We start from the raw sequence: 24,703 nt of genomic DNA on the forward strand, positions 1-24,703 counted from the left end.
CCGGCTGTTACGGATGAAGAGAAGGCCCCGCGACCGGGAGATGACGCTCGTGCTCAGAACGACCGACCACCACGTAGAGTTGCCCCCCGCCCCCGCCGGAAACGATCCGCTGGCGCAACTCCAATACGAGACACAGTCGCCCAGCGGACCCGGCGCAACCCGCTGCCTCAGCCACCCGCCGGAGCTGTCCCTGCGCGGCATCCCCGTGCTGTGCTCGGCCTGCAGGGCCCGGCGCGACTGGCTGCTCATCAACCACGGCCGCAACGTCTGGGTCCGCTGCCGCTGCGGCAACCAGTGGCTCGAGCCCGAGATCAGCCGTGCCGACTTCGACGCCATGATCGCCATCCCGGAAGACACGACCTACCCCAGCGTCGAACAGGGCCTGATCGCACTCGGTTTCGACGGCGCATTCGCCGGCACCTACCTGGGGTAATGAGCAGGATGTCCCCCATACAACAGAGACCAGCCCCTCGCCCGCGAAGATCCCCTGGAGTGGGTACAGCGCAGGCAGCCCGGCAAGGATGATTGGAATTGAGAGAGAGTCGGTGTCACCTGGACAGGTGCCAGGCAGGGGAGGGCGTGCCGTCCGGGTCGAGGCCGTAAGGCCATTGTGCGGCTACCTGGGCAGGCAGCCATTCGCCATATGTCACGTCTGAGTAACCTGGGTTGGTAAAGACTCCGCCGTCAGCGGCTTGACGCGCGTACTTCTCGGCGCCGTTGATGTCTCCCGATTTCTCGCTTTGCTCGGCGACCCACAGCAGCGCCTCGGCATTGCCCAGACGGCCTGCTTGCAGGGCCAGCGCCTCGGCTCCTGCCGCGTCTCCGGCGTTCATCCGGAACTCCGCCAGGGTCAGCAAGCCGTCGGTGTCTCCTGCGGCGGCTGCCTCCTGCGCCAAGGCCTCGGCTTCTGCGGGATTGCCTGCTTCCTCGTGGGCCCCGGCTACCAAGAGCAGGGCAAGCGTGTCGCCTGCTGCAGCCGCTTTCCTTGCGAATATCTCTGCTTCCGCGACATCTCCTGTCTCGAGGCGGAGATCGACGAGTTCGCCCCACGCCTCTGCCTCCCCCGCCGCCGTAGCCTCAAGAGCAAAGCCGTCGGCTGCGGTCTTGTCCCCTCGGTGGTACATCTCCTCAGCGATCCGGGTGAGCGTGACGGGACCTGGCCAACCGACGGTGCGGTGGACCAGGTCCTCAGGCGCACTGGTGCGGTCGGCATCCCGCCGCACGCCTGCGTAGTAGAGCATCCCAGGAAGGCCGCACGCGACAGCGACCTGCCATCCGACCTGCGCAAACTGCTCCTCATCGCTTTCCTCTTGTAGCAGTGTGAGGAAGCGCCCAAGGCCTGCGAGGCTGCCTTGCTCGGCCGCTTCACGGACAGCGTCCATCTCGTTGGCCGTGTCTCCCTCCGAGCGGAAGGCGTCAGCAAGGAGTAGGAGCGCCTGTTCGTGTCCGTGATCGGCTGCCTGGCAGATAAGCTCGTTGGCCCCTTCACGGTCGCCTGCGTCTTCCCGGATGTGCCCCAGGTAGTACAGGCCTTCGGGGTCGTCGGCATCGGCCGCGCGTCGGGCATAGACCTCGGCTGTTTCCAGGTCGTTGTCACGCCAGCTAACCCGCGCCAGATGGAGCATGGCCCACGTCTCCCCTTCTTCAGCGGCCCACGTTACGACGGCCTCAGCAGCCGCGCCCGTCAGTTGAGCCACGACGAACTTACCCACGCAGTCCTCGCCCAGGTCGCGGTAGCAGCCAGAGCGTTGGTGCAGAAGAAAGGCCCAGCGCAGCCGGTAGCGAGCCAGAGCCGCCTCGGCCAGCCGGGCGAGGTCTTCGTGATTGTCCATGTGCACCCACGCTGCGTGCCAGAACGACTCAGGTGGGCACTGCATGCGTCGTGTGGTACGGCCGTGCTGCTCCAAGTAGTCGGCGAGCCGATACACAGGGCACGTGCTGTCTGGGGTGGGCGCCTCGGCGAGACCGAGCCGACGTGACGGTCGAGGGCGGACGCGACGCAGCGCGGCGAGGTTGCCGCGTACCAACTGGTTTGCGTCGGCCAAGGCTTGTTCGAACCAGTTGTCGGGGAGCAGGTCGTACTGGGCGTCGGTGAGGTAGCCCTCCACCGCGTCGGCAAGAAAGTCGTGGGGGATGTGCAGGCCGATGCCGAGGCGGCGCGCGTCCATGGCGGCGGTCACGACGGCGCGGGCCGCCGGGGCTATCGAGTTGTACCGGTGGACAAGCTCGGGACCCCCGGCGAGGTCCTGCGTCACGCAGCCCTCGGGCGCGCGCTCCAGCGCCTGAAGCAGCAGGTCGTCGTTCACCGCGGCCGTCCGGGCCTTGTCCAGCGTGGCAGCGTCAAACCGGTCCGGGACATCGAGTCGCCGGTGGCTCAATAGCGCCCTGACTTGAGGATGTGTGTCCTCCGCGTCGGGCCTCGGGAGGGCGGTGTAGGCGTCGACGTAGTCAGGCCACAGCGTGCCCAGGATCAAGATGGGGCCGCGGGTAGGGTCTTGGAGGAGCGTGGTGAGTGCAGCGGCGAGACGTTCCCCTGAGCCTTGACGGGCCCCGAGGTAATGCTGGGCCTCGTTGAGCCAGATCACGGTTCGGGGACCGATGCGCTGCAGTCCGGCGAGGGCGGCTTCGGCACGGGTGGGGTCGAAGGGGTGCCATAGCAGCCAGCCTTCCTCTGCAAGGGGCTGAATGGCCTCCCAGCACGCTCTCGTCTTCCCCGTGGAGGAGGTGCCGACAAGGACGGCCATGCGGCTCTGGCCGGCCTTCGCCTCGCGGACGATCTCAGCAAGGCGATCGTCGTGCGGCCTGGGCACGTACGTCGGTAGACCTGCGCGCTTCGGATGTGAGGCCCGTGGCGTAGCTGGGGCGGCTGCCGGATGGACTTCGAGTTCCAGCGGGTCGCATTCCGCGATCGGGCGTCCTGGGACACCGTCAGCTTCACAGTCCCCGAGGACCTCAGGAGACGGCGTGCTCCGGGCTGTCCGCAGCAGTGCGAGCAGTGGGTCTGGATCGAGTCGTAATGCCTGTGCCAGAGCGGTGATGGTGTTCACGCTGGGGGCGGGCGCGGTGTGGCTCAGGGCCCGGTTGACAGTCGAGCGCGCAAGGCTTGCTCGCTTGGCCAGTTGCGTCTGGTCGCATTGGGCCTTGGCCCGGGCCGCATCGAGACGGTCACGTAGTTCGGCAAGCGCCGATTCCCGGCCATCGAACTCCTGCGCCTCCGGCTGGTCGTCGGTCATTCGCTTCCCCTCGCGATGCGCTGTGCTGGGTGTCGGTCGTTGTCCGTCATTGTTCGCGCGGCCCATGACGGACATCTGGTGCACCAGATTCGACTCGTCAACCACAAATTGTGAAGGAGCGACGGGCTATGTCTGTGCAGGTGTTCATGGTGCTGGTCGGCTGTGCGCTGGCGGTGCTGTTCGGAGTGCTGGCCGGAATAGGTGCCGGGTATCTGGCCCGCCGGGACGGGGCATCGTATCCGGCGGCTGTAGGCAGGGCAGCCGCCGCGTTCGCCGCGACGCTGATGTTGGCCACGGCCGTGACGGCAGCGCTCGGCGGGCTGACGGGGTGAGAGTCCGACGGACGAGAGGCTTCCCGGCCCGTTGCCGTGTCAGTCGGCGACTGCCCTCACTGCAACCTCACACTGTCCGGCGGGCAACGTGTCGATCGCTGTAGGAAGCCTTGCGGTCGCCGCCGCGAACCCTGCGCCAAACCACGGCGGAGGCACGCGATTCCCAGCTTGGTGGTCTCCAATCAGCTACGCGCTCAGAGTGGAACAGAACCCGAAGTCGACCATGCTGGTGCGGTGAGTGGCGCGAACGCTTGGCGAGCTGCGGGCCCCGGAATCCAGTGCCGGTTCAGGCAGCTTGATTCAGTGTCCACCCTCAGCGCCCGCGAAAGCTATTGAGCGTTGTCCCGGCGCCGCTGGCCGACTTCAGGTACTCGTTCTCCGCCACCGATTCCGCCAGCTCAACCAGCAGTCCGCCAGCCATAGACCTCAGTTCCTTGTTCTTCCAGGTGAGCACCCCAATAGCGGTGGCAGCTAGGAAGCCGAGGCAGACCTCAGCCGCGACCCTGCCTTTGCCGGACTTGCCTTCGGGTGGCTCGGCCTCTTCCACAGCGTCAGCGACCTCGGCGGTTTCGATGCCGTCCTCCTCGAGAATGCCGTTCTTCTCGCGGATGCCGACGTGGCCCGTCTGGTGCGAGTGCTGTTGAAGCTGATCGCGGTCGTTGCTCCCGTAGGAGCAAGACCCGCATTGATAGTCGGTCACCAGTCAATCCTCTCGCTCCACGAAGTGGAAATAGTGGACGGGGATGCAACCACATCAATCCCAGCTTCCACCCACACTAGTTGGCTGCCCTCAGCTGCGGTTGCTGTGCTTGGGAAGCCGGCCTCGGAAGTCGCAGCCAGGGCACTCGTCCTCGCCCTGGACATGGCCCTCGTACCAGCCGTGGACGGCTGCGTGGAGGATCGCCTCCTCCACCGAGGCTTCGCCGCTGCGGACCGACGCGATGGCGTTGCCGACAATCAGCCGGAGCACGGCGCTGTCTGGCGAGGGGAACGGCGGGGACGGCATCGGCGAGTCGGTCGTCATGGCCGCAGCCTATGGGTGGGATCGGCTGCCGGTCAGCCGGATGCCATGCCGTCGGGCCGGGCGGTGCCGTGCAGGTTGCTGTGGAACCCCGGTTGGCCGGCTGCCAGTCCAGGAAGGTGGCGTGCCTCCAGCGCAGCCGGTCGGGCACGCTGTTGACGTCGGGCTCCGGCAGACTGCACCGGCTCTTGCGGCTGCGGGCTGCCCGGGCGCGGATGCCCAGGGGGCGGCACCTCCGGATACCCCCAGGCCGTTGGTCGTTGGCCGTCCTGTCTACTCGCTCGCCGGTGATGAGCGTACGTACCCTCTGGACGGGTGTACGGCGGAGGCCGCCCCTGCCGTGGGCGGGGGCGGCCTTCTGCGGATGGCGGTCAGACCTCGGCGAGGCGGTTGGAGAGGTCCAGGGCGCTGGTGGCGACGGCGAGGGCGGCGCACAGGCCAGTCACCTCGTGGACGGTGGGGCGGACCAGGCGCGGCCAGCCGTCGGGGGCGGCGGGCCAGGAGGCGAGGAGGACCTCGGTGGTGGCCAGGCCGAGGTGGGCGGTGACGTCCCAGCCCGCGTGGGAGGCAGGCTCCCAGTGCAGGCGGATACGGCCGAGCGGGAGTTCGGTGGTGCCCGCCGGGAGCCAGGAGACGTCGAGCGGTCCCTCCGGGAGGGCGGAGACGCGCTGGACCAGTGCGCCGCGCACTCCCAGCGGCATGGGCCGCACGGCGAGGGTGTGCAGCGGGTAGGCGGTGGAAGGGTGGGGTTGCGGTGAGATCGGGGCCTCCTGGACAGGTCCGTACGGCGGGTCAGGCCCAGGCGAGGGCGTTGCGGACCGATGCCGGGAGGTAGCCCTCTTGGCCGTCTTCGGCGATGAACGCCATGCCGTCGCCCACGACGACGTCGGTGCCGAGGTAGTGGGCAAAGGGCCAGTCGGGGTTGACGGCCAGGCGGATCGGCAGGTCGGGGTCGAGGTTCTGAAGTTGGCGGAGCAAGTGGCCGACGGTCAGGTGCTGGGGCAACGGGGAGCCTCCGGGATCGAGGGTGAAGCGGTGTGGTGATAGAGCGTCAGGGGTGTCGAAGCAGAGTTGGTCGCGCAAGACCGGCTGCTGGGTGGCTCAGCGGCTTGCGATGAGCGCGGCGAGGAAACCGGCCACGGCCTCGGAGGGGGTATCGGGGCCGAACTCCTGGATCCAGGGCTCGGCGTCGGAGGGGCAGACCCGGACCTGCCAGACGATGCCGCGCTTCCAGGCGGCGGTGTCCTCGGGGAGCCAGCCGACGTACACCCGACCGTCCGGGCTGGTGCAGTGCACGTTGGCCTCCGGGGTGTCGACGATCGCCCAGCCGAGCCCGCCGAGCAGTTCGAGTACCGGGCTCGCACAGTGGTCGCTGGAGAGCCAGGCGCGTTCCTCCACGGCGGGGCGGACGACGGCTGGCAGGAGGGTGCTGGAGGCGTTCACGAGTGGGCGTCCCTTCGTTGACCTGCGGGTTTTCCCGACGTCCGTACGTTGACATGCGGTGTGCCGAAGTACGTAGTCGTTTCGGGGAAGGTGGGGTCTGCCGTGGGCGAACTGGCCGCCGAGGGGGGAGGAGGCCTGCGGGCCGGGGAATGGATCGGCGCGTCCGGTTGTCGTAACCGGATTGCGGCGCGGGGCCGTACAGAGCAGAAGGGGCAGGTCATGGCGGAGTCGAGCAGACACTGGGACGGTGCCGGGCTGGAGCGCAAGATCCGTGGCGCCGGGCGGCCGTGGACGGTGGGCGACATAGCGATGGTGGCCGACGGGCAGTGGGCCGTGGGCATCCAGGCGCGGAGGCAGCGTGGCGGGGAAGCCGTGGTGGAGCGTCGGATCGCGGACGGGCGGCGCGTCGAGCTGACGTTGGTGGAGCTGGCCCGCGCGATGGACTCCCGGTTCGGCGTGGCCCATCGCGACGAAGACTCCCGCTGACCGGTTACCTTCCGGGCCCGGTCGTGGCCACCGTGGGGCGGACAGCGGCCGACGGGGCGGGCTGGTCCGGTGGTTGGCCCAGGGCACGCGGCGTGTGCGCGGAGCGGGCGACAGCGGCCTGGGCCAGGCTGAGCGACGGTGCCCGGTCCGTGGTCACGGCGGCTTCGCGGGCCTCGATCACGTGGCTGATCGCCTGCAGGGCTATGCGGCTCTCGGCCTGCGCGACGCGCAGGTCCACCGCCGAGCTGGTGATCCGCTCCAGGTCGTGGAAGGCCGACACATGACCGGGCTGGGTGAGGGCGTGCAGGCGGTCCTGGTGGACGGCGACCGCGTTGTTCGAGACGACGAGGCTCGAACGGATATGCATCGCCGAGCGCAGGAGCGGATCCTCGACGGGGCGGCGGACCGCGAGGGTTTCCAGCGCCTCGATGGGGCGGCCCCAGGCTTTCTCGATCATCGCGTCGGCCTGGTCGAGTGCGGTGGCGTCGGGCATGGCGGAACTCCCGGTATTCGGAGGTGCTGCTTCGGTCAGAGGCGACGTCTCGGAGGGGCTGGGGGCGGGAGTCAGCGGCTGTGCCGTGGGGCCGACGGGCTGGCCGGCGGCCTGGCCGCGGCTGCGTGTGCGAGGTTGCCCGACAGATTCTGTGTCGAAGTCGCGGTGCGACTGCGAGCGGCCACCACGCGGAGGTCGGCTGCTGTCTGCGGGGCGCGTGCGGCGCGGTGGACGGCCTGGGCGACAGCGGTGCGGCGCACGTCGAGTGGGGTCGGAGCACGAGAGATCTGAGGATCGGCGGCTTGGCCGACCGGGGCCAGTGTGACCAGGTGCTCCACCTTGCGGTTGATCTGGTGCCGCTCACGAATCGCCGGGGCTGAGTCCGACATGGCGGCTGCGGTCGCCGCGATCAGGTGGGTCGGGGTGCGGGCTGTGAAGACCGCTTCCGCGCGCGTGCCCCAACCCGGAGGACCGGCCCACAGCCTGACGGTTTCGTCGTCCCAGTCAGAGAGGCGGTTGTCGATCAGAACGCCCGCTTGTCCGTCGGGGGCGATGATCTCGACAGTGCCGCGCTCGGCCGCCCCGTCGCGGGTCCAGCCGGCATTGGTCAGCGGCTGGACGGCACCAGCCCAGTACAACGACGGGCTCGTCAAGAAGCGCGCGTTGCCTTCGGTGGCCTCGGCTTCGGCGTAGTCGCGGGCCAGAGCGCTGGTGAGCCCGGCGACGATCTCGGCCGGGGTGACGTGGTTGAAGGTTGCCGTCCAGCGGGGTGCAGAGACGGCGTCCTCGGCGGCGGTGATCTTCCACAGTTCGAAGTCGTCGCCGAACCAGCCGATCCGTATTCGCTGGTCGGGCGAGGTGACGAGGAGCTGGCAGGGGCCCTCGTCGAGATAGTGGTGCGGCCAGTGACTGACAGGGGCGAAGCCAGCGTCCCCGGTCCCGTTGGAGCCGGCCAGGTACATGGGGCTGACCAGTACCTCTTGATAGGGATGCTGGTCGTAGGGCTGGGTGTTCACGGTCGAGACTCCGAGGTGTAGGAGGGGAACGCGCCTACGTGCGCAGAGGAACGAACGGCTGGACTGCACGGGGGCGCCGTGGCAACGGCGTGAAGCGGCTGGCTCTCAGTGCCACCCGGATCACCGGCCCCGGGAGGAGGCCGACTGAGCGGCCACGGCCACCGGTACCCGCGGTTGTGGCTGCGGGGCGTGGCTGAACAGGGAGCGGGGCGCGGCGGTGCTCCGCCGCAGGGCCGCTGAGGTACGGATGCCGTCCGACCCCGGCGGGATGCCCGTGTGGGTGCGGGTGGCCGCCGCGACCCGGACAGGGGCGGGACGTGGTGCGGCGACGGGGTTGCTCCAGTGCTCGATGGCTGCGTAGACCGGGCCCAGTGCCCCGTCCGGCTGCGGTCAGGACGTACGGATCGCCGTGGCGCGGTCCGGTGCGGGTGACTAGGCCGTCGAGCTGAAGCCGGATCAGACGCTGCCGGGTGAAGCTGTTGTCCAGTCCTGCCTGTTGGGCGATGTGGACGAACCGCCTGGGCCCGCCCGCGTCGAGGACCTGGATCACGGCGGTCGAGTAGCGAAGGTGCAGCCGGCGCACGGCGTCCTCGACGCGCTCGGCACCGGCCACCTTGCCGAGCGGCAGGTGCGCGTGGGACCAGTCGGACTGTGCCCGGTGTACTGAGGACAGGGCGTTGCCGAACCCACTGAGCTGGTACGGGGCACCGTGGCGATCACCGGCTCGGATCACCAGCCCGTCATCGTGCATCTGGGCCAGCCGCTTGCCGACGAACTGCTCGCTGACGAAGGGGAGGCGGGCGGCGACATCACGCACACGCATGGGGCCGCCCTGCTGGGCCAGGGTCTGTGCCGACCAGGTGGTCCACTTCGGCGCTATCAGGGACAGTGCCTTCTCGACGCGCTGGGCGTCGACGAAGCCGATCTGGGAGGTTGCGGGTTGTGCGGGGGTGGACATGGCGGTAACTCCGTTATGGCGAAGGGTGAATCGATCGGCGGGGTGCGGATCAGTGAAGGTCGCGTTCGGCGCGGAGACGCTGGAGCACCGTGCCGAGGCGGCGGTTGCTGACGTGGACGCCGCGGGCGCGCAGGCCCTGGCGCAGGGCTTCGCGGTTGAGCCGGGGCAGACGGGCGGCGACCTGGCGGGCTACGGCCATGAGGTCCTCATCGCCCGGCGCGGGGCCGGTTCGCCGGGCGGTCGAAGGCCGGCGGGCGGCAGGCTGGTCCAGGAGGAGGCGGACGTCCAGCAGGTCCCAGACCGCCTCGGCTTCCGACTGCTCCTGGCGTTCGAGGTCCACGACTTCGGCCGCGTACCGCAGCACGAGGTCGTCGAGGGCGTGTTCGCCGGAGCGGCAGCGCTGCCAGACCGCGTCGAGATTGCGGCGGGCGGCACGGGCATGGGCGTTCGTCTCGGCCAGACCACCGAGCCGCCGCAGCACGATCGGCAGAACGGGATCGCCCGAGCCGTCGTGCGCGCCGTCGCGCCGGAGGTCCTCCAGCGGGCGGCCGTACCGGTGCTCGACCAGGTGGCGGGTGTAGATCACGGTGGACATGGGGGTCTTCCTTCTGGGGATTTCAGCGGGAGCGGGAGGGCTTGGCGGTCGTGCCGGCGGGGGAACGCGGTTCGCGGGGTGGATGGCCGTCCCTCAGCGCCAAGGGGTCCTCGACGCAGAACTCCTCGGCGACCAGGTGCGCGCCGGGCCGCTTCGCCATGTCATGGGGGTTCATTCGGCAGCGTCCATTCGGGCGAGCAGGGAGCGCACCAGAGTGGGCAGGCTGTCGGGGCCCTCGCCGATTCGGACATGGTCGGTTGCCTCGCCGAGGACGTACGCGGCGTCTTCGAGGAGGCCGCTGGAGATCTCCATGCAGGCGTCGGTGATCCGGGAGGCGGCGAGCAGGGACCGGGAGAGCACCTCGACGTAGTCGCCGGGGCTGAGGTCGGCAGCCTCGGCGGCTGTGCGGACGGCGGCCAACTCCAGCGCGCTAAACGCGAAGTCGAACTCCTCGTCCTGCTCCGCCAGCGAGGGTGCGACGAAGGCCGGGTCCGGCGGCTCGGCGGTGATGCCGACGCGCGTGCAGATCTGGTCCACGGAGGCGGTCAGCTCGGCGAGGGACTCGGTGAGCCAGCCGAGCGCGGAAGCGTAGGACGCCAGGGTGAACAGACCGGCGGGGGTGGAAGGCAGCGGCTCCTCGACGACGAACTCTTCGAGCCGGTCGTTCAGTTCGCGGACCACCCGGGGACCGGCGGAAAGCGCGCCGAGGACGGGATGCAGGTAGGAGCGGCCGGCGGAGGTGGGGATTTCGGTCGTGAGGACCTCCGAAACGCTCCGCGCGGCGTCGGTGAGCAGCCCGGCCAGTTCGGTGCGGTCGAGGGACGCACGGTCGGCGGTCATCGGATGGTGGCCTTTCGGGAAGCGGCCGGGGCGGCGGGGTTGGCTGCCGCCGGCGCGGTGGCCGGGAGGGACGCGGTGGGGTCGATCGCGTGGGGGGATCGGGACCGGGCCGCCTGGACTCGGGCCTCGGCCGCCGCGTCGGTGCCCTCGTGCCGGTTGGGGCCGGTGCGGTTGGTGCGGAGCTGGGCCGTGCGGTAGACCGCGTAGTCCTCCCGGGCACCGGCCGCGACGAGGTAGATCTCGCGTTTGTGGGTCGAGGTGGGTGGGGCCGGGCGGAACTGGATGACCATCCGGTAGGAGACGGCCGGGTCGACGTACACCTTGTGGAAGCCCGCGAGGCGGCCGGTCAGCGGCAGGCAGTCGTCGCTGCCGTGGACCAGGTTCTGCAGTTCCAGCAGTGCCAGGTCGCGGATTTCGTCGGGGAGTTGGCGCAGGTCCGCGATGGCGTCCGGGTGGGCGGCGAAGGCGAAGCGGGCGCGGCTCACATCGGCCTCCGAGGGTTCGGGCGCTGACCCGTTCCTGCCGACGGCGCGTTGCCCGTGTCGAGGCCGGCTTTCGGGACCGCGGAGGCACCCGATGACCGGGTGAGGGCGGCGCGGGTCAGCCGGGCGGCGGCCTCACCGCGGTAGTCCGGCGGCTGGGGCAGCGGACTGCTGCGGTCTTCCAGCCAGTGCCGGGCGGCGGCCTCGTCGGCGAAGGCGCCCTCGCGCATCGTGTACGTGTGGGCGTCGGGGTTCCCCTCTTCGAGGAAGACGCGAATCGGTGCCTGAGCGGCGCTGGAGTCACGGGTCAACGTCCACGTCTCGCACGCGGCGAAGTCCGAGGTCCAGCTGTCGAGGACCTCGTAGCGAGAGCCTGACTCCCGGATCTGCTGCTCGACCCAGAGGGTGAGATCGTCGGCAGGCTTCATGGAGTCCCCGCCGGCCTGGGCGATCCGCTCGGGCGGGCAGCCACGCTCGATCAGCCAGTTCTGGGCGAAGGCCAGACCGGCGTGGTTCGCGGTCTCGAAGGTGAACGTGCGCTCGCGTAGGTCCCGCGTGATCTTGATGGCGACGAGCTGTGGTTCGCCGGGGACGCCCCAGGCCGCCGACCCGTCGTGGGCGACGAGGTAGCTGTGCGTCCCCTCCGGGGTGGTGTGGTGCTCGGCCAGTACGGTCAGGTCTCCGGCCCAGATGCTGCTCTCGACGAGTTCGGAGGCGGCGTCGGCAGGCTCGAAGTCGGCGAGGCGGAAGTCGAGTCCGGTGGTCACGGTGTGGCTCCCGTCAGCTCGGGAGCCGGGGTGGCCAGTACGCGGTGGTTGGGCCGGGTCGGGCTCGTCGTGCATGCGGCGAAGGGGCCGTCGGGGGCTCGGAGATGAACCAGGGCCTGGTCAAGGTGGTCGCGGTGCCACGTTGAGGGACCCGTAAGGCCGGCCTCGGCGTCAGTGAGCTGCTGCCACGCGAGCCAGAGCGCGTGCAGCCGGGCAACGGCCTCGGGGTGCTCGTGCCACTGGTCGCACCACGGCCGGGTAGTGCTGATCTCCCGTCCGTAGACGGGCAGGAACAGGTGGTTCACCCAGTCGCTGAGCGCGGCCAGCTCGACGGCGTACGCCTCGCCGCCCAGGGCGAGGATGAACACCGAGGCCGGGGCGGCGGCCTTGTCGGCGCCGGCAGCGCCTGCGGTGGAGGCGTCTGCGGTGGGCTGAGGGGTGGAGACGGGCTCGGAGCCGAGGCGGTCGAGGATGACGCCGTGCTGGCGTACCTCCGCCATGGTCTTGGCGAGGGTGCTGGCGAGATCGTCGAGATCGCCGTCGGGAACGCGGAACGGCTCGGGCTCGGGGGTGGCCTTGCTGGGGTCGGACATAGCGGATCCAAGGGAGTGAGCGAGCAGGGCGGGGGCGAAGTGCGGCGCGCTCTTCTGGAGGTCACGGCGGTGCTCCCTTCGCGGGTCGGCATGGGCAAGAGGATGCGGAGATTCCGCGATTTGGTGTGGCCGGGGAAACCGGGTAATGGGGCGCTACGGCGCGGTGCAGCGGAGGCAGCCTGGGAAGGGAGGTGCCAGCAACTGCACTGCGCGGGCGGCCTGTTGGGGGACCACGCCGTTGCCGAGCGCGGTGAGCTGAGCCGGTCGGCCGAGTCCCGGAGTGGCGGTCACCCAGCCGGGGGCCAAGCCCTGCATCCACTCCACGAAGTCGGCGCGCAGACGTCCGGCAGCGTCGGTGGGCGCCGGCGCGGGGCGGGTGAGGTTCTCCCATCGGGCGATGGCGGAGGCGTACGCTCCCCATCGCCCGTCGTTACCTCCGCTTCCGGGGCCGCCTCCGCCCACAGCGGCAGGACCACGGCCGACAGGGGCGGGCGCCAGCCCTTGCCCGGACGGCGGCCCGGGGTGCCGGTGTCGCTCGCCCTCGGGGTGGGCAGCAGCGACGCTGCCGCGCTCGGCAGCGTCATGTCCCCGTTGCCGTGCCGCTGGTTCGGCGAGCCCTTGATCCCGTCCGACGCCTTCGGCGTGGGCAGCAGCCACTCCACCTCGTCGGCCAGGTTCGGGCCGTGGCCGCCGCTCTTCCTCTTCGACGGGTGCTGGGAGCCGCCGTTCTTGCCGATGTTGCTCGTCGGGGTCTTGAGCAGGGTGCTCGGCGGGCCAGGCGGTGAGGAAGGTCCGCTCGCGACGATGGGGGGCTCCGACGTCGGAGGCACGAAGCACGAGCCACCTCGCGTCGTACCGGATATCGGCCAGGGAGCCGAGTACGGCACCAAGTGCCCGCACAGGAGGCTGGGTTGGGTCGTCTCCCAGACACCACGGGCAGAATTCCACGTCGCCAGGGGAACCGGCGGGCGAGGTGAGGAGACCTCGGACATTCTCGATCACCACCAAGCAGGGGCGGAGGGCTTCGACCGCACGGGCGACGTGCAGCCACAGCCCCGAGCGGGTGTGGGGGTTGAGTCCGGCCCGGCGGCCGGCGACGGAGACGTCTTTGACAGGGGAAGCCGGCCGTCAGGACACACACCCGAGGCACATCGGCCCAGTCGACGGCGGTGATGTCCCGCAGATTGGGCACGCCGGGCCAGTGCCGGGCCAGGATGCGCGCTGCGTCGGGGTTGATCTCGGCGTGCCAGGCCACGGTGCCGCCGAGCGCGGTCTGGACCCCGAGGTCCAGACCGCCGTAACCCGAGCAGAGCGAGCCGATCAACGGCGTTCGCGTGGTGGTGGGTTCCATGTCACCGGCCACGTGCGATTCGGTCCGAGGGGGCCGCCACCGCCGTGGCGACGTTGGGCGGCGGCGAACCCGAAGAACGCGCGGTGGTCGCGGACCGGCTGCGGGCAGCCTGGAGCCGCGCCGACGGGGGAGAGACCGTTGCCGATGCGGCGTACAGGGAGTTGGCCCCGTCGTGCAGTGCCGCACCGGCGGTGGCGAGTGCTTCCTCCATCACCCGTACCGCTGCCTCCCGGGCATCCTTGGCGTCGGGCTGGTCGCGCAGACTCTCGGTCTGGTTCAGGAAGGCAAGTTGGTGGGCCACCGCTCCCAGGGCGGAAGCCGCTTCGCCCGCGGGCTCGACGGCGGCGGCGAAGTTAGTGATCACGCGAGCGGTGTGGGGCGCCTGGTCCTGGTCGGCGGCACGGAAGAGGACCTCGTCGCCCAGATCGGTGACCAGCTTTCCGAGCTCGGAGATCTGGCGGGCGACGGCGACGACATCGGGTGAGCGGTGGGGGTCTCCCGGCACCGGCAGCTTGCCGCGCTGGGCGTCGAAGGCGGAGGCCGTGGAGCGCAGGGCCAGGGCGTCGGAGAGTGGGGTGTTGTCCATGGGGAGTTCCAAGGTGGGGACAGTCGGATGGGCTGGGTCGGTTGGTGAGTGGGCGAGGACGGAGGACGGCTCAGCCGTGGGTGCGCGAGGGCGGTCGTGCGGCTGATGATGTGGAGGCAGAGCCTGGGCATTCCGAGGGCCGTGCGGCCGGTCGCGCCGTGCTGCGGGCGAGGGCGGCGTGGACCTGCGCCTTCGGGGGCCCCTCGGTCGGCGGCGCGGGGGGCGGCGCCGGAGCGCCGTTCGCGGTCTGCCAGCGGGCGCGCACTTCGTCGAGCGGCCCGAGCGCGTGCAGGGCGTGGCTGATGAGCCGTCCGGGGGCCAGGGTCTCGTTCTCGGCCAGGGCGCGGATGGCGCGGGCGGAGGCGGCGGCCGTACGGGCGACGGAGGAACGCATGATCTGCTCGCCGAGCCACTCGGCGCTGCCGGGGCCGACGCCGTCGTAGATGGCGGTGAGCTGTTCGGTGGTCAGCGTGCCGTCGGCGAGCAGACCGCGCCGCTGGGCTTCCCACAGCACGGTGATCCGGTCGATGGGTTCGCTGCGGTGGTGCAGCGCTCCCAGGCAGCGGTAGAGCTGGCCGTGGGCGGGGTCGGCGAAGTCGCCGGGTCGCAGCCAGCCGACGACTTCGTCCATCGCCTTCGGCCGCTCGACCAGGACCGCCAGCAGGATCTGCTCGTCCTCGGCGACCTGTTCCGCTCGTACCGACGGCGGCGCGACGGGAGCTGTGGGCGGCGGTGTCGTCGGGGCGGCCGGGCGCGGTTCGGACCCCCAGCGGCGCGCGAGGTCTTCGAGCACCCCGGCCAGGACGTCCGCATGGTGCAGCGCCCCTTCCACCTCACCCTGGAGGGCGCCGGCGCGGGCTGCCTGGTGAAGGCGGATCGCGTGCGCGGTCACGCTGCGGTGGATCGCTCCCTCCAGCACCATCCGGCCGTACACCGGGGCGTGCTCGGGCCGCGGGCAGGCCGAGATCAGGGTGTGGGGATACACCACCGTCAGCCCCCGGACATGGTTGCCGGCCTCCGCGACGGCGTCCGTCACCCAGGACAGCGGCACACGTCCTCCGGTCGCCACGGCGGGATGGTTCTCGGTCCGGAGCTTGCGCAAGGCGGCGAACAGCGCCTGGTGGATGGGCCGGTAGAAGTGATCGGGCGCGAGCCAGTCCAGGTGCGCGAGCTGGCCGGGGTCGAGCAGCACCGCGCCGAGCACCGCCTGCTCGGCACTCAGCAGCGGGTTCATCGCCGCCGCCCGGGGCGGGGAGTCGGCGGGTCGTCCTGCTGCGAGTGGAGATCGGCGACGGCCTGGTCGGCGGCGGTCATCGCGTCGGCGAAGCGGTCCAGCTCGGTGGTGAACGTCGGGTCTGTGGCGAGGATCGATTCGGAACCGGTGACGAGCCACCACTGGCCACCGCGTCGGACGACCGGTGACCGGGCGAGGCGTTCGGAACGCGTCGGAGGAGGGGACGGAGTGCGCGAGGACATGAGGGGACTCCTGAGCAGGTAGAGGGGAGGGGCAGGCCGTGAGGTCGACGTCGGCCCGGACGGGGGTGCCGGAGCGGCAGGACCAGGCGGGAAGCCGTCCGGATGGCCGTTCTCCGGTTCGGCGTCCGTGAGCGCGTCGGAGATGTCGCCCTGACGTCCGGACCACTCGTGTGGGCGGTGCCCCGGTCGATCGGTGCCTGGTCCAGAGGCCGGCGACTGCGGTGCGGATACGCCGGGCCGAGTAGCGGCGTGGCCTCCGTCAGCGGCGACGGCCGCGGTCGAGAGCCGTCTGCGCGGACGCCGGGAGGGACGACGTGGCGGGCGGTGGGGTGTGCTGTGTGGGGCGGTGGGGTGTCGTGGTCCGTGTGGTGGCGGCTCGGACTCGTGGGGAGGTGTCGTCGGTGTGCTGGAGGGCGTTGGCGGTGTCGGTGAAGCGGCGCCAGGCGTAGTCGGAGCGGTCCGCGGTCCAGGCTGGCGCCCGGGCGACGAGGGCTTCGGCGAGGGCGGCGACGTCGTTCTCGGGTGCGGTGCCGCTTGCGAGGAGGGGGCCGGCGGGGGACCACAGGTCGATACGCCATTCGTCGCCGAGCCGGACGGCGGTGACGAAGCCGTCGTCGGGTGCCGGCTGGTAGGTCCACATGTGGGCGTGGACTGTCCAGCCGGGTCCGACGAAGGCGGGTGGGGCGGGCTCGGGCAGCGGTTCGGGTGTGCCGACCTCGAACAGGTCGAGCAGCGGTCCGTCGTTGAGAGCCGCGTCCATGAGCCGCAGCGCGTCGTCCGTGGAGACGTCCCGGCGTCCCTTGAGCGCGGCGAGGACGGTGCGCAGGGCGCTGAGGTGTTCCCGGGCGTCGCCGGGGTCGAGCCGGTCCTCGGCGGGCCCGTCCTGGCGTAGCCAGTGCCGCACCGACGCCGCCTGGGACCGCAGCGATTCGATGTCCCTGGCGGAGAGCCGTTCCGGCAGGTGTTCGACGCGGTGGACCAATCGCCAGTAGGGCTTGAGGTGTTCGTTGACGACGTGGCGGGCGATGCGGTCGATCTGGGGGCGGAAGCCGGCCACGGCCCCGGCGCGGACGTGGTCGTCGTGGTGGCGTAGATCGGTGAGCAAGCGCATGTAGGCGTCGTGGGTGTCGATCCGGTCGCGGACGACGGACTCGTAGGCCCGGTTGAGGAGTTCCAGATCCGACAGTTCCCGCGCTCCGGACTCGGGGTGGTGGGCTGCTTCGCGCCGCAGGGCGGCGACGCGTTCGGCGGCGGGGACGTCCCAGACCCCGCTCATGCCGCACGCCCGAGGCCGGAGTTGGTCGCCTTCGCGAGTGCGCGGTCGGTGATGGTGGCCGTGGCGGCGGCGGAGGCAGGCGCGATGGTCTTCGCTGACGGCTCCTTGTACCAGGGCTTGAGGTCGAGCAGCGCGATGCGTAGGCCGGTGGCCAGCAGGAGTGCCTTGCCCTTGGGCAGCGCACGGATCGCGTCGGGGGCGAGGATCCGCTCGGTGCGCATGGACACGGACGTCGACTTGCCGCTGTCGGAGTGGGAGACGGAGACGGTCCGTACCTCGTGCTCCCCGATCGCGCGGCTCAGCTTGTCGGCGAAGTCGATGTCGTCGATGCCGGAGCCGACGATCTTGACCGTGGCGGCGCTCCAGAGTGCGTCCATGCCGGCCTCGCCCCAGCAGCGCTGGCCCTGCCGGTAGGACTGCAGGATCGTCATCGGGATCACGCCCCGTGAGCCCAGGTGGCTGTACAGGTCGGGGAGATCGGAGATCTTGCACACGTTGGCGGCCTCGTCGAGGACGCACAGGGCGGGCGGGTCGAGCCGCCCGCCGGAGCGCTCGGCGACGACCACGGCCGCGCGCATCACCGCGTCGGCCGCCGCCGCGATGATCGCCGATGCCGAGCCGCCGCCGTCCTTGCTGAGCAGGTACAGCGTGTCGCGGGAGGTGGCGAACGCGGAGGGCTTGAACTCGGGAAGGCGCTTGTCGGGTGTGACCCAGGCGGCGATGTCCGGGTCGAGCAGGCAGCTCGCGTACTGCCGCGCGGTCTCGTAGATGCCGTCCCGCGTTTCCGTGGCCCCGCTGACGGTGCCCTGGAGCTGGGCGGCGACCGCCTCGTGGCCGGCATCGGTGAGCAGGTCCACCGGAGTGCGGTCAGCTGGGGAGGCGAGCCAGGCCAGGACATCGGTGATCGGGCGCCGGTGGCTGGCGGCGGCCAGGAACAGCGCGCCCAGAGTGTTGCTCGCGGCGGTGGACCAGAAGTCGGCGCCGCTGGACTCGTCGACGCTGGCGGCGACGAAGTGCCCGGCCAAACGTTTCGCCCCGGCCAGGTCGCGGGCGTCAGCCAGGATGTCCCACCACATCTCGCGCGGGTGGTGGGCGATCTGCTGCGGGTCGAGCGTCCAGATCGTGCCGACCTCGGCGCGGGCGTCCACTGTCGCGGTGAAGGCGTCGTTCGCCGCCTTGTTCGAGGTGAGCAGTACCGGGCCGGGAGCGGCGAGGATCGCGGGGATCGCCAGCCCGGACGTCTTGCCGGAGCGCGGGGCCATGATCGCGACGATCACGTCCTCCCAGGAGGCGCGGACCTCGGCCCGGCCCGGGGAGTGCGTGCCGACGAGGATCCCGCGGTCCGCGGGAGCGACCTCCTTCGGTTCGAGGCCGGACAGGCTCGGCCGCAGGCTCTTCGCCTTGGCGGCGATCTCCTTGTTCATCAGAGGGGCGAGATCCCGCCTGCGGGCGAGGCCGTTCTTCGCACCGCCGCGCAGCCGCAGCCACACAACCAGGCCGGTGACGGTGAGGCAGACGGAGAGCAGCCCGGGAACGAGCCGCGCGCCGACCAGCAGAGCGGTGGGGCTCAGGTGCGGCCACAGCACGTTGGGGTGCAACAGCGCGTTGGTGGCCTCGAACGGGGCCCAGGGGCCGGTGCCGACGAGAGAGTTGGTGAGGTTGCCGGTCAGCCAGGCGAGGGAACCGAAGGCGATGCCGACGCCGAGGACGCCGAACAGGAGGTAAAGGAGCGCGTCGGAGCCGGTGGTGGTCGAGGGCGCGCTGGTACGTGGTGCGGACATGGCGGGTCCAAGGAGGGAGAGCGGACAAGGCGGGGCGGGGCGCGCGGCGCTCTTCTGGTGGTCATCGGGCAGCTCCTGTCGGGGCAGGGGACGGCAGTTGGGGGTCAAGCCGAGGTCATCGGGTGCGTGGCGGCCGGGGCGGTAGGGCGCTGGTGGGTGGTTCGGATGCCGCGCCGACGGAGGGCGCGGTCCGCTGAGCGCCGACGTGTGGGGAGGAAGCACGGGCGGCTCGGCGTCGGTCCGCTTCCGGGTTCCGGGAGGCGGGCGGCTCGTTGTCCGCGACCGCGTCGTTGCCGACGACATCGCTGAGCGGCTCCCTGGTCCGCAGGGCGGGCACCTCGTCGCGGTACCTGGGGTCGCTGAGTTGCACAGGGCACGCGGCGATCATGTCCTCGGCGACCTCCAGCTCCTCCTGGACGTCCCGCAGCATGCGGGTGGCGGCGGCCAGCCGTGTCCACGTCTCGAAGGCCGGGTTGTGGTGCGGGTTCTCGAAGGTCAGACGGGCTCGGGTCCAGTCGGCCGCTGCGGCCACGAGTTCGGTCAGCTGGGGCAGGGCCCCGAGCGCTCCGTTGACCCTCTCGATGATTCCGGCGATCTCATGGGGAGTTGCTGTCTCCGTGATCCGGGCGATCATCCCCGGGACGGAGTACGGGTCGACCGACGGGTGCGGCAGGCGTCGGGCCTGCAGGGACGCGTCGGGGCCGGACGCCTTGCCGCCGTAGGCAAGCCGGATGTTGTGCTGCATCTCGGCGCCTACGGCCTCGCCGATGCTCGGGTAGAACTCGGGCACTGTTCCTCCTTGGGCGGGGTGTCGGGTCGGTGCCGGGTGGGTTGGACAGATCCCTCGGACCTTGGCCGGTCTAACGGGTTCGAGGGCTGGCGACCTGCGGCGCACCCACGGCGGTACCGCCCTCCGGAGACGGAGTCCCGAGCGCCGAAGACGCCTTGGCCCTCTCCGCCGCGGGCGACGTGGCGAGAGCCGCACTTCGTGCGTCGGGCGGGGCTGGGGACTGTGTCTGCGCCCCGGCGTGGTCCTGCCGCGAGTCGTTGACACGGTGCAGTTCGCGTCCCGCTCCGACGAGTTCTGATTGCGCCGCGCTGACGAACTCCGCGGCGAAGCCGAACCGGTCGGCGAGCGCGTACGCCTCGTCGTCGAGGTCGGTGATCTGTTCGCCTGCCGTCTCCAGAGCTTCCCGGAGGCGTTCCAGGACGCCGTGCTCAGGATGAAGGAGGTGATCGACCGCCTGGGCAAGGCCTGCACCGTTCTCGGCGGCCCTGATCTGGTCGGTCAGCCGGAGGACTTCGGCTCCGGCGGTGTAGGGCCCGAGAGGGTTGGCCGGGCTGGTCGACCGGCTCGTGTCGAGGTCGGGGTCCAGATCGACGCTGTACCGGGCGGCGCGGAGCATCTCGGCTGCGTGGGAGGCGATGGCGACGCGCTCAGCCTGCGGGGTGGTGGTCGCCAGGCGGTGGCGGCGGCCGTACCAGTCCTCGATCTGCTGGAAACCGGCGTGCTTGAGGAACGTGGCGGACAGGTCGTCGCTGGCGCCCTTCGCCGAGACGCTGCCGCTGGGCTCTGCGCTGATGGTGATGTAGGGGGCAGACACGTGGTTCTCCTGGGCGCGGGGTGTCGGGCGCGGGGTCGGGGGCAGGTGGCCGAGTTCGCTGGCGATGCGGTGGCACTCGGTCTGGAGACGGAAGGCGTCGCGGTAGGTGGAGGCTGCCGTCCTCGCGGGCGAGGGTGGCCACGACGTGCACTTGCCGTGCTTGGTTGCGCACGGCGATCCACCGGCAGGCGTCCGGATCGCCCTCCGGCGCGATGCCGGTGGCCGCCACGATCCGGCGGGCCACGTCGGCCCACTGCGCGTCGGTCGGGTCGGGGTGCCGGGGATCGGAGCGGACCGAGCAGACCCACACTGGCCGCTCGGGAGCTCGGGTCCCGAGGCGCTCGACGGGTGCGTCGAGGGCGTGGGCCAGGTACGCCGGTGCGTCGGTCTGGGCGAGCATCTCGATCGGGGCACCGTGGCCGTCCCCCGCGATCAGACGGGGGTTGGTGTGGTTGCCGCGCTCGCCTGGCCCGTACAGGTACTCAAGGAGGCCGACGGTATGGCTGGCACGCTGCAGGTGGGCGATCACGGCGTCTACCTCGAAGGGGAGTGGTGAACGGGAGCCCGGGTGGTCGGGCCGTCGGGGAGAGAGGATCCGCGGAATCCGCGATTTGGCCCGGCCGGAGATGGGTGGTAGACGCCTGAGCTCACTGCGGCTCGTCGAGGCCTTGGTCGTAGGAGGAGTCCGCGCAGGTTGAGTGCGCGAGGTACGTCGTTGTGCAGCCGGGCCCAGCGGCCGTCCTGGCGGGGGACGTTGGCGACGATGTCGAGTCCGTTGGCCTGGTAGCGCAGGGCGGCCCACCGGCAGGCGGCCGGGTCGTCGTCCGGCTCGATGCCGGTGGCGTTGAGGACCTCGCGCGTCAGCTCGAACCAGTCGTCGTCGAGTTCCACGCCGGTGGTGTTGCGGATCGCGCAGTGCCAGGTGAGCCGCTGGGACGCGATGTGCCCGGTGCTCTGCTCCTCCAACCACCCATCCATAAACCGGTCACGACGTCACGCCATGCGCGAGAGCCGCGAACTGGGGTCGTGTCCCGCAATGTGGTGTAGCAGCGATCACGGCGAAGATGCAGGTTACGTGCTCAATCAGCCTGCACGACACTCTTGCCGACCTGACTGGCCATCAGGTGAGGGGGCCTGGCCGAGGCGGCTGGCGCGGAGCCCATGGCCTTGGCCTCGGAGAAGGTCGCGTCAAGGTCGGCAGCGCCGTGCCGCAGGCGGGACCAACTGACGTAGCGTCAGGTCTGTCCGGTCGGCGGGTGCCAGAATCTGGCCTCCGACCTGCACTTTCGCGGTGATCGCTGTTACACCACTCGGGGGGACGCCATCCGAACTGGACGACTCGCGATCACGCAATGCCCCTGCCGGTGGCGGTGTGAGTGGCGCCGTCACCGATATCGGTAACCGTGTCAGCGTTGATGCGACGGGCGGGGGCTCGCAGAAGATACCCTTCAAAGTGATGGGTGAGTAGCTATGCCCGACGTTGAGGATGTCGCTCCGGGTGCATGCAAGGGTGGCCCGGTTGCAGCTCCATCCGGAGCAGTTCATTCAGTTCCCGGTCCCAGGCTTCCGTGGGCGATCATTCTGCACACCGGTGAGCTGTCCACAGGGCGACCGCCACATGCGGCGCGGGCACACCTTCGCGTGGCATCCCCGCGAGACCGCCTCCAGCCCCGCAGCGGCCCAGGTTACACCCACCCTCACCAGGCCGCTGACCAGGACAAACAAAGAACTGTCACTGGAGTGCTACGTCGAACGGCGCGGCTCCGGATCGACACGGAACACGAGAACGAACCACATTTCCTTCCCCACCCGCACCTCCCCTCCACCGCAGGACCGGCCGACCCGCTACGTGACGAGGGCGAATCCCCAGGCGCGAGCAACGCGGCCGAGCGTCGGCGTCACCGGTCGGCCCTGTCTGCGGGTTGGGGAAGGTCGAGGTGTACATGCACTCCCCGCAGGGTCGGGTGTGCGTCTCCTGCGGGTCCGAGGGTGATTTCGGCGGGGCCCTCGGCCACGTCGGCCAGGATGCTGCGTACCTGGTGCAGCCCGTGCCCCCGGTCGGGTCCCTTGGTCGTGCGTCCCTTCCGGAACACCAGGGTGGGGCGGTCCTGGAACTGTCCTACGAGTCCCTCCCCGCTGTCGAGGACATCGACGACGAGGTCGGGTTCGTCGATCTGGACGATGACCTGTACGGTTCCGCCGCCGGTGGAGGACACGGATTCGGCCGCGTTCTCCAGGATTTCGTAGAAGACCACTCGCAGGGCGTCCGCAGAGAGGGCGGCGTGCGCGTCGGCAGGGCAGCGGATGTCGACCTCCACCTGCGCGTGGGCCGCGCTCAGTTCGGCCGCCAGTTCCCTGAGCACCTGGTCCAGCAGTGAGGTTCCGTCAGGCGCGAGCCGGTCTCCGGCCTCCGTCTGGGCGAGCACCCGGCGGGCGGTGGAGAGCAGTTCGTCGCGGTCCGTGAAGTCCGCTCCGGTCAGGGACTGGTAGGCAGCGAAGTCGGGGGCGAGGCGGTGCCGGTTGATGTGCCAGCCGGTGAGCTGCGCGAGCAGGGCCGACTGCGCGTCCGCGGGTTCGGCGGCCGTCGCGACGGGAAGGCGCGCGATGGCACGGGTCAGCCGTTCCTCGGCGCGCTGGGCGAGCATGCCGAGGACCTTCGCCTGGGGCAGCAGCCGGAGGTCGTCCTCGCCGTCCGGGCGGAGGAATCCGTCGGCGGCCAGTGCGGCCGCTCCGGCGGCCACTGCGGTTGCGGTGTCCTTCCCAGTGGCCACCATGGCGGCCACCGCTCGAACGTCGTCCATGCGAACGCGGCCGTCGGGTTCCGCGACGTACAGCGCCGCCCACAGAGTGGCCAGGGCGGCCTCGTCCTGGCAGCGGCCCGCCAGGTGCTCCTCCATCGCGCGCACCAGGTCGGTGTCGCCCTGCCACGAGGCGAAGCGGCCGCCCGGGAGCAGGGCGGTCCGGGGCTGGCCGGGCGCGACCCGGTGCAGCATGGTGTGCAGCAGGCCGGTGTCGAAGCCGGTCGCCGACTCCATTTCGTCGACGACTACGGCGTCGCCGAGGCCCGCGAGGTCGACAATCCAGCGGAGGCGCTGCCACCGGGTCTCGCCGCTGCCCAGTAGCCGATCGAGATCCTTGGGGCTCCGGCCGGCGAGGACGGCCAGCGGCCACTGCCTGGCCAGCAGACGGAGCATCGCGATGGGCCGGTGTGCGGTGAGGGGAAGCAGCCGCAGCAGGTCGCGGGTGGACAGCACGGCGCAGGGTTCTCCGCCGAGGTATCCCGAGGGCTCGAGGCCACGTCCGACCGCGACGCACTGCTGCAGCCCGGCGAGGTCGCTCGGCAGGCCCGGGCTGTTCGGTGCCGCGACGAACAGGTCGACACGGCCAGTTTCGTGGAAGTGGCGCAGCGGGTCCTCAGCGAAGAGCCCGTCGAAGGAGGTCATGAATCCGGCGCCGTCCGAGCGGGCGGTGACCGGCGCGAGCTGGTCGCCTGTCCCGAGGAAGCGGCCTAGCGCAGAGGTGAACGCGACCACTGCCTGCCGGGTGCAGCCCATCTCGGACATCAGGTCGTCGTAAGCGTCCAGCAGCGCTCGGGCAGCTGGGTCGGTGGGCTCCCACCGCTGGTACTCCGCCACCCGCGGGGCGCTTGGGTCCACCAGGACCTGCCGGACCACCTCGGGGTCGAACGCCGCGCGCCATGGCGGGAGTTGCGGAACCGCCTCCGGCAGCAGCGCACCGGGCGGCTCCCGTTCCAGTACGGCGCGGGCGACCCTCAGCTGGCCGGCGGTGAGGAGGTCGTTCAAGTAGGCGGTCTGGGCAGGGCTCCGCTCGTCGGCACCGGTGCTCCCACGCAGTGCGTCGACGGCGGTCGCGATGTCTTGGTCCAGGATCTTCTCGTACTGCGCCAGCCGAGTCGCGACGGGGGCGGTGCGGAGGCGCGCGCGTTCTCTGAGCTCGTCAATGTCCAGTCCGGGGGGCGGCGCGATGTCCGCGTCCTCGGCCCGCCGCTGCAGTTCACCGACCTTCAACCGCACCGCTTCGTCGGCCGCCGCGCGGGCGCTGCCGAGTGCCTGCCGGAAGCGGGCGGCGCCGTCGCGGAGCTCACGGCAGTCCGTCAGCATGCCGTTGGCAAGCTCGAACTCGCCGGCCTCGAGAAGGCAGTGGTACACCTCGGTCGGGGTGGCCGGGCTGTGGTAGGTGTCGAGCAGGGCCATGGCCAACTGCCTGGGGTCGGGATCCGTGTCCGCCGCGAGTGCGACCAGAACGGCCTGGTGCCGGAATCGGTCGGGCCAGTCGGTGAGCAGGTCACGCAGCGGCATGCTCATGTTGTCTCCTGTGTCGATCTGCCGCCGCTTCGTGCGACGCGTTCC

At 70.8% G+C, this 24,703-nt stretch carries 29 protein-coding genes and 1 pseudogene; 4 read left to right on the plus strand and 26 right to left on the minus strand.

Annotated features, from left to right (window positions below; translation table 11 throughout):
* Window positions 1–40: 40 nt before the first annotated feature.
* Window positions 41–433: a hypothetical protein gene (locus tag P8T65_RS33505; RefSeq protein ID WP_316728934.1), complete on the plus strand. Its 393-nt coding sequence runs from the start codon at window positions 41–43 to the stop codon at window positions 431–433.
* 115 nt (window positions 434–548) lie between these two features.
* Here the strand turns inward: P8T65_RS33505 and P8T65_RS33510 are convergent, their stop codons facing one another.
* Entirely contained in the window at window positions 549–3,233 is a 2,685-nt protein-coding gene (locus P8T65_RS33510; RefSeq protein WP_316728935.1) for a helix-turn-helix transcriptional regulator, read from the minus strand.
* 128 nt (window positions 3,234–3,361) lie between these two features.
* Here P8T65_RS33510 and P8T65_RS33515 point away from each other — a divergent pair, with 128 nt between their 5' ends.
* The gene (locus P8T65_RS33515; RefSeq protein ID WP_316728936.1) at window positions 3,362–3,565 is read left to right on the plus strand and encodes a hypothetical protein; all 204 of its coding nucleotides are present in this window, start codon (window positions 3,362–3,364) and stop codon (window positions 3,563–3,565) included.
* Between the two features lie 313 nt (window positions 3,566–3,878).
* Here the strand turns inward: P8T65_RS33515 and P8T65_RS33520 are convergent, their stop codons facing one another.
* The 5 genes from P8T65_RS33520 to P8T65_RS33540 all read right to left on the minus strand — a co-directional run bounded on the left by P8T65_RS33520 (window position 3,879) and on the right by P8T65_RS33540 (window position 6,029).
* Window positions 3,879–4,265 (minus strand): hypothetical protein, encoded by a 387-nt coding sequence (locus P8T65_RS33520; RefSeq protein WP_316728937.1) that lies wholly within the window; start codon window positions 4,263–4,265, stop codon window positions 3,879–3,881.
* 90 nt (window positions 4,266–4,355) lie between these two features.
* Window positions 4,356–4,589 carry a hypothetical protein gene (locus tag P8T65_RS33525; protein WP_316728938.1) on the minus strand — a complete coding sequence of 78 codons (234 nt, stop codon included), beginning with the start codon at window positions 4,587–4,589 and terminating at the stop codon, window positions 4,356–4,358.
* Between the two features lie 368 nt (window positions 4,590–4,957).
* Entirely contained in the window at window positions 4,958–5,287 is a 330-nt protein-coding gene (locus P8T65_RS33530; protein ID WP_316728939.1) for an esterase, read from the minus strand.
* Between the two features lie 91 nt (window positions 5,288–5,378).
* On the minus strand, window positions 5,379–5,669 hold the full coding sequence (locus P8T65_RS33535; RefSeq protein ID WP_399101277.1) for a hypothetical protein: 291 nt from the start codon (window positions 5,667–5,669) through the stop codon (window positions 5,379–5,381).
* An 18-nt stretch (window positions 5,670–5,687) separates the two neighbouring features.
* Window positions 5,688–6,029, minus strand: a complete 342-nt coding sequence (locus P8T65_RS33540; RefSeq protein WP_316728940.1) for a DUF317 domain-containing protein — start codon at window positions 6,027–6,029, stop codon at window positions 5,688–5,690.
* Window positions 6,030–6,248: 219 nt separating this feature from the next.
* Between P8T65_RS33540 and P8T65_RS33545 the strand changes: the two genes are divergently transcribed.
* Window positions 6,249–6,515, plus strand: a complete 267-nt coding sequence (locus tag P8T65_RS33545) for a hypothetical protein (protein ID WP_046915978.1) — start codon at window positions 6,249–6,251, stop codon at window positions 6,513–6,515.
* Between the two features lie 4 nt (window positions 6,516–6,519).
* Here P8T65_RS33545 and P8T65_RS33550 read toward each other — a convergent pair whose 3' ends face one another.
* The 18 genes and pseudogenes from P8T65_RS33550 to P8T65_RS33640 form a co-directional block, all read right to left on the minus strand.
* The gene (locus tag P8T65_RS33550; RefSeq protein ID WP_316728941.1) at window positions 6,520–7,008 is read right to left on the minus strand and encodes a hypothetical protein; all 489 of its coding nucleotides are present in this window, start codon (window positions 7,006–7,008) and stop codon (window positions 6,520–6,522) included.
* 71 nt (window positions 7,009–7,079) lie between these two features.
* A complete protein-coding gene (locus tag P8T65_RS33555) occupies window positions 7,080–7,970 on the minus strand; it encodes a DUF317 domain-containing protein (protein WP_399103314.1) in 891 nt (296 codons plus the stop codon).
* Between the two features lie 88 nt (window positions 7,971–8,058).
* On the minus strand, window positions 8,059–8,982 hold the full coding sequence (locus P8T65_RS33560) for a winged helix-turn-helix transcriptional regulator (RefSeq protein ID WP_316728943.1): 924 nt from the start codon (window positions 8,980–8,982) through the stop codon (window positions 8,059–8,061).
* 49 nt (window positions 8,983–9,031) lie between these two features.
* Window positions 9,032–9,577: a hypothetical protein gene (locus P8T65_RS33565; RefSeq protein ID WP_316728944.1), complete on the minus strand. Its 546-nt coding sequence runs from the start codon at window positions 9,575–9,577 to the stop codon at window positions 9,032–9,034.
* A gap of 22 nt (window positions 9,578–9,599) precedes the next feature.
* Window positions 9,600–9,752: a hypothetical protein gene (locus P8T65_RS33570; protein ID WP_316728945.1), complete on the minus strand. Its 153-nt coding sequence runs from the start codon at window positions 9,750–9,752 to the stop codon at window positions 9,600–9,602.
* Window positions 9,749–10,417, minus strand: a complete 669-nt coding sequence (locus P8T65_RS33575) for a hypothetical protein (RefSeq protein WP_316728946.1) — start codon at window positions 10,415–10,417, stop codon at window positions 9,749–9,751. The genes P8T65_RS33570 and P8T65_RS33575 overlap by 4 nt, the downstream gene beginning before the upstream one ends.
* A complete protein-coding gene (locus P8T65_RS33580) occupies window positions 10,414–10,902 on the minus strand; it encodes a hypothetical protein (RefSeq protein ID WP_316728947.1) in 489 nt (162 codons plus the stop codon). Before P8T65_RS33580 ends, P8T65_RS33575 begins: the two co-directional genes overlap by 4 nt.
* Window positions 10,899–11,666, minus strand: a complete 768-nt coding sequence (locus tag P8T65_RS33585; protein WP_316728948.1) for a glycosyl hydrolase — start codon at window positions 11,664–11,666, stop codon at window positions 10,899–10,901. The genes P8T65_RS33580 and P8T65_RS33585 overlap by 4 nt, the downstream gene beginning before the upstream one ends.
* The gene (locus P8T65_RS33590; protein ID WP_316728949.1) at window positions 11,663–12,259 is read right to left on the minus strand and encodes a DUF4913 domain-containing protein; all 597 of its coding nucleotides are present in this window, start codon (window positions 12,257–12,259) and stop codon (window positions 11,663–11,665) included. The genes P8T65_RS33585 and P8T65_RS33590 overlap by 4 nt, the downstream gene beginning before the upstream one ends.
* Before the next feature lie 153 nt (window positions 12,260–12,412).
* Window positions 12,413–13,312, minus strand: a complete 900-nt coding sequence (locus P8T65_RS47445) for a DNA cytosine methyltransferase (RefSeq protein WP_399103317.1) — start codon at window positions 13,310–13,312, stop codon at window positions 12,413–12,415.
* 115 nt (window positions 13,313–13,427) lie between these two features.
* Window positions 13,428–13,610, minus strand: a pseudogene (locus P8T65_RS33605) (DNA methyltransferase); the annotation flags it as partial.
* Window position 13,611: 1 nt separating this feature from the next.
* Window positions 13,612–14,196: a hypothetical protein gene (locus P8T65_RS33610; protein WP_316728951.1), complete on the minus strand. Its 585-nt coding sequence runs from the start codon at window positions 14,194–14,196 to the stop codon at window positions 13,612–13,614.
* Window positions 14,197–14,266: 70 nt separating this feature from the next.
* A complete protein-coding gene (locus P8T65_RS33615; protein ID WP_316728952.1) occupies window positions 14,267–15,430 on the minus strand; it encodes a DnaB-like helicase N-terminal domain-containing protein in 1,164 nt (387 codons plus the stop codon).
* Window positions 15,427–15,672 carry a hypothetical protein gene (locus P8T65_RS33620; RefSeq protein WP_316728953.1) on the minus strand — a complete coding sequence of 82 codons (246 nt, stop codon included), beginning with the start codon at window positions 15,670–15,672 and terminating at the stop codon, window positions 15,427–15,429. Before P8T65_RS33620 ends, P8T65_RS33615 begins: the two co-directional genes overlap by 4 nt.
* A 259-nt stretch (window positions 15,673–15,931) precedes the next feature.
* The gene (locus P8T65_RS33625) at window positions 15,932–16,948 is read right to left on the minus strand and encodes a hypothetical protein (RefSeq protein ID WP_316728954.1); all 1,017 of its coding nucleotides are present in this window, start codon (window positions 16,946–16,948) and stop codon (window positions 15,932–15,934) included.
* Window positions 16,945–18,729: a TraM recognition domain-containing protein gene (locus P8T65_RS33630; RefSeq protein WP_316728955.1), complete on the minus strand. Its 1,785-nt coding sequence runs from the start codon at window positions 18,727–18,729 to the stop codon at window positions 16,945–16,947. The genes P8T65_RS33625 and P8T65_RS33630 overlap by 4 nt, the downstream gene beginning before the upstream one ends.
* Before the next feature lie 115 nt (window positions 18,730–18,844).
* Complete coding sequence (locus P8T65_RS33635; protein ID WP_316728956.1) at window positions 18,845–19,519, minus strand: hypothetical protein; 675 nt, start codon at window positions 19,517–19,519, stop codon at window positions 18,845–18,847.
* A gap of 70 nt (window positions 19,520–19,589) precedes the next feature.
* Window positions 19,590–20,333: a hypothetical protein gene (locus tag P8T65_RS33640; RefSeq protein WP_316728957.1), complete on the minus strand. Its 744-nt coding sequence runs from the start codon at window positions 20,331–20,333 to the stop codon at window positions 19,590–19,592.
* 106 nt (window positions 20,334–20,439) lie between these two features.
* On the opposite strand from P8T65_RS33640, the gene P8T65_RS33645 reads away from it, so the two are divergent.
* The gene (locus P8T65_RS33645) at window positions 20,440–20,889 is read left to right on the plus strand and encodes a hypothetical protein (RefSeq protein WP_316728958.1); all 450 of its coding nucleotides are present in this window, start codon (window positions 20,440–20,442) and stop codon (window positions 20,887–20,889) included.
* Here P8T65_RS33645 and P8T65_RS33650 read toward each other — a convergent pair.
* Both P8T65_RS33650 and P8T65_RS33655 read right to left on the minus strand, forming a co-directional pair.
* The gene (locus P8T65_RS33650) at window positions 20,868–21,299 is read right to left on the minus strand and encodes a hypothetical protein (RefSeq protein WP_316728959.1); all 432 of its coding nucleotides are present in this window, start codon (window positions 21,297–21,299) and stop codon (window positions 20,868–20,870) included. The two genes, P8T65_RS33645 and P8T65_RS33650, sit on opposite strands and share 22 nt — an antisense overlap.
* 932 nt (window positions 21,300–22,231) lie before the next feature.
* Window positions 22,232–24,658 carry an ATP-binding protein gene (locus tag P8T65_RS33655; RefSeq protein WP_316728960.1) on the minus strand — a complete coding sequence of 809 codons (2,427 nt, stop codon included), beginning with the start codon at window positions 24,656–24,658 and terminating at the stop codon, window positions 22,232–22,234.
* Window positions 24,659–24,703: the final 45 nt, after the last annotated feature.

This window comes from Streptomyces sp. 11x1 (assembly GCF_032598905.1).
Taxonomy (GTDB): domain Bacteria; phylum Actinomycetota; class Actinomycetes; order Streptomycetales; family Streptomycetaceae; genus Streptomyces.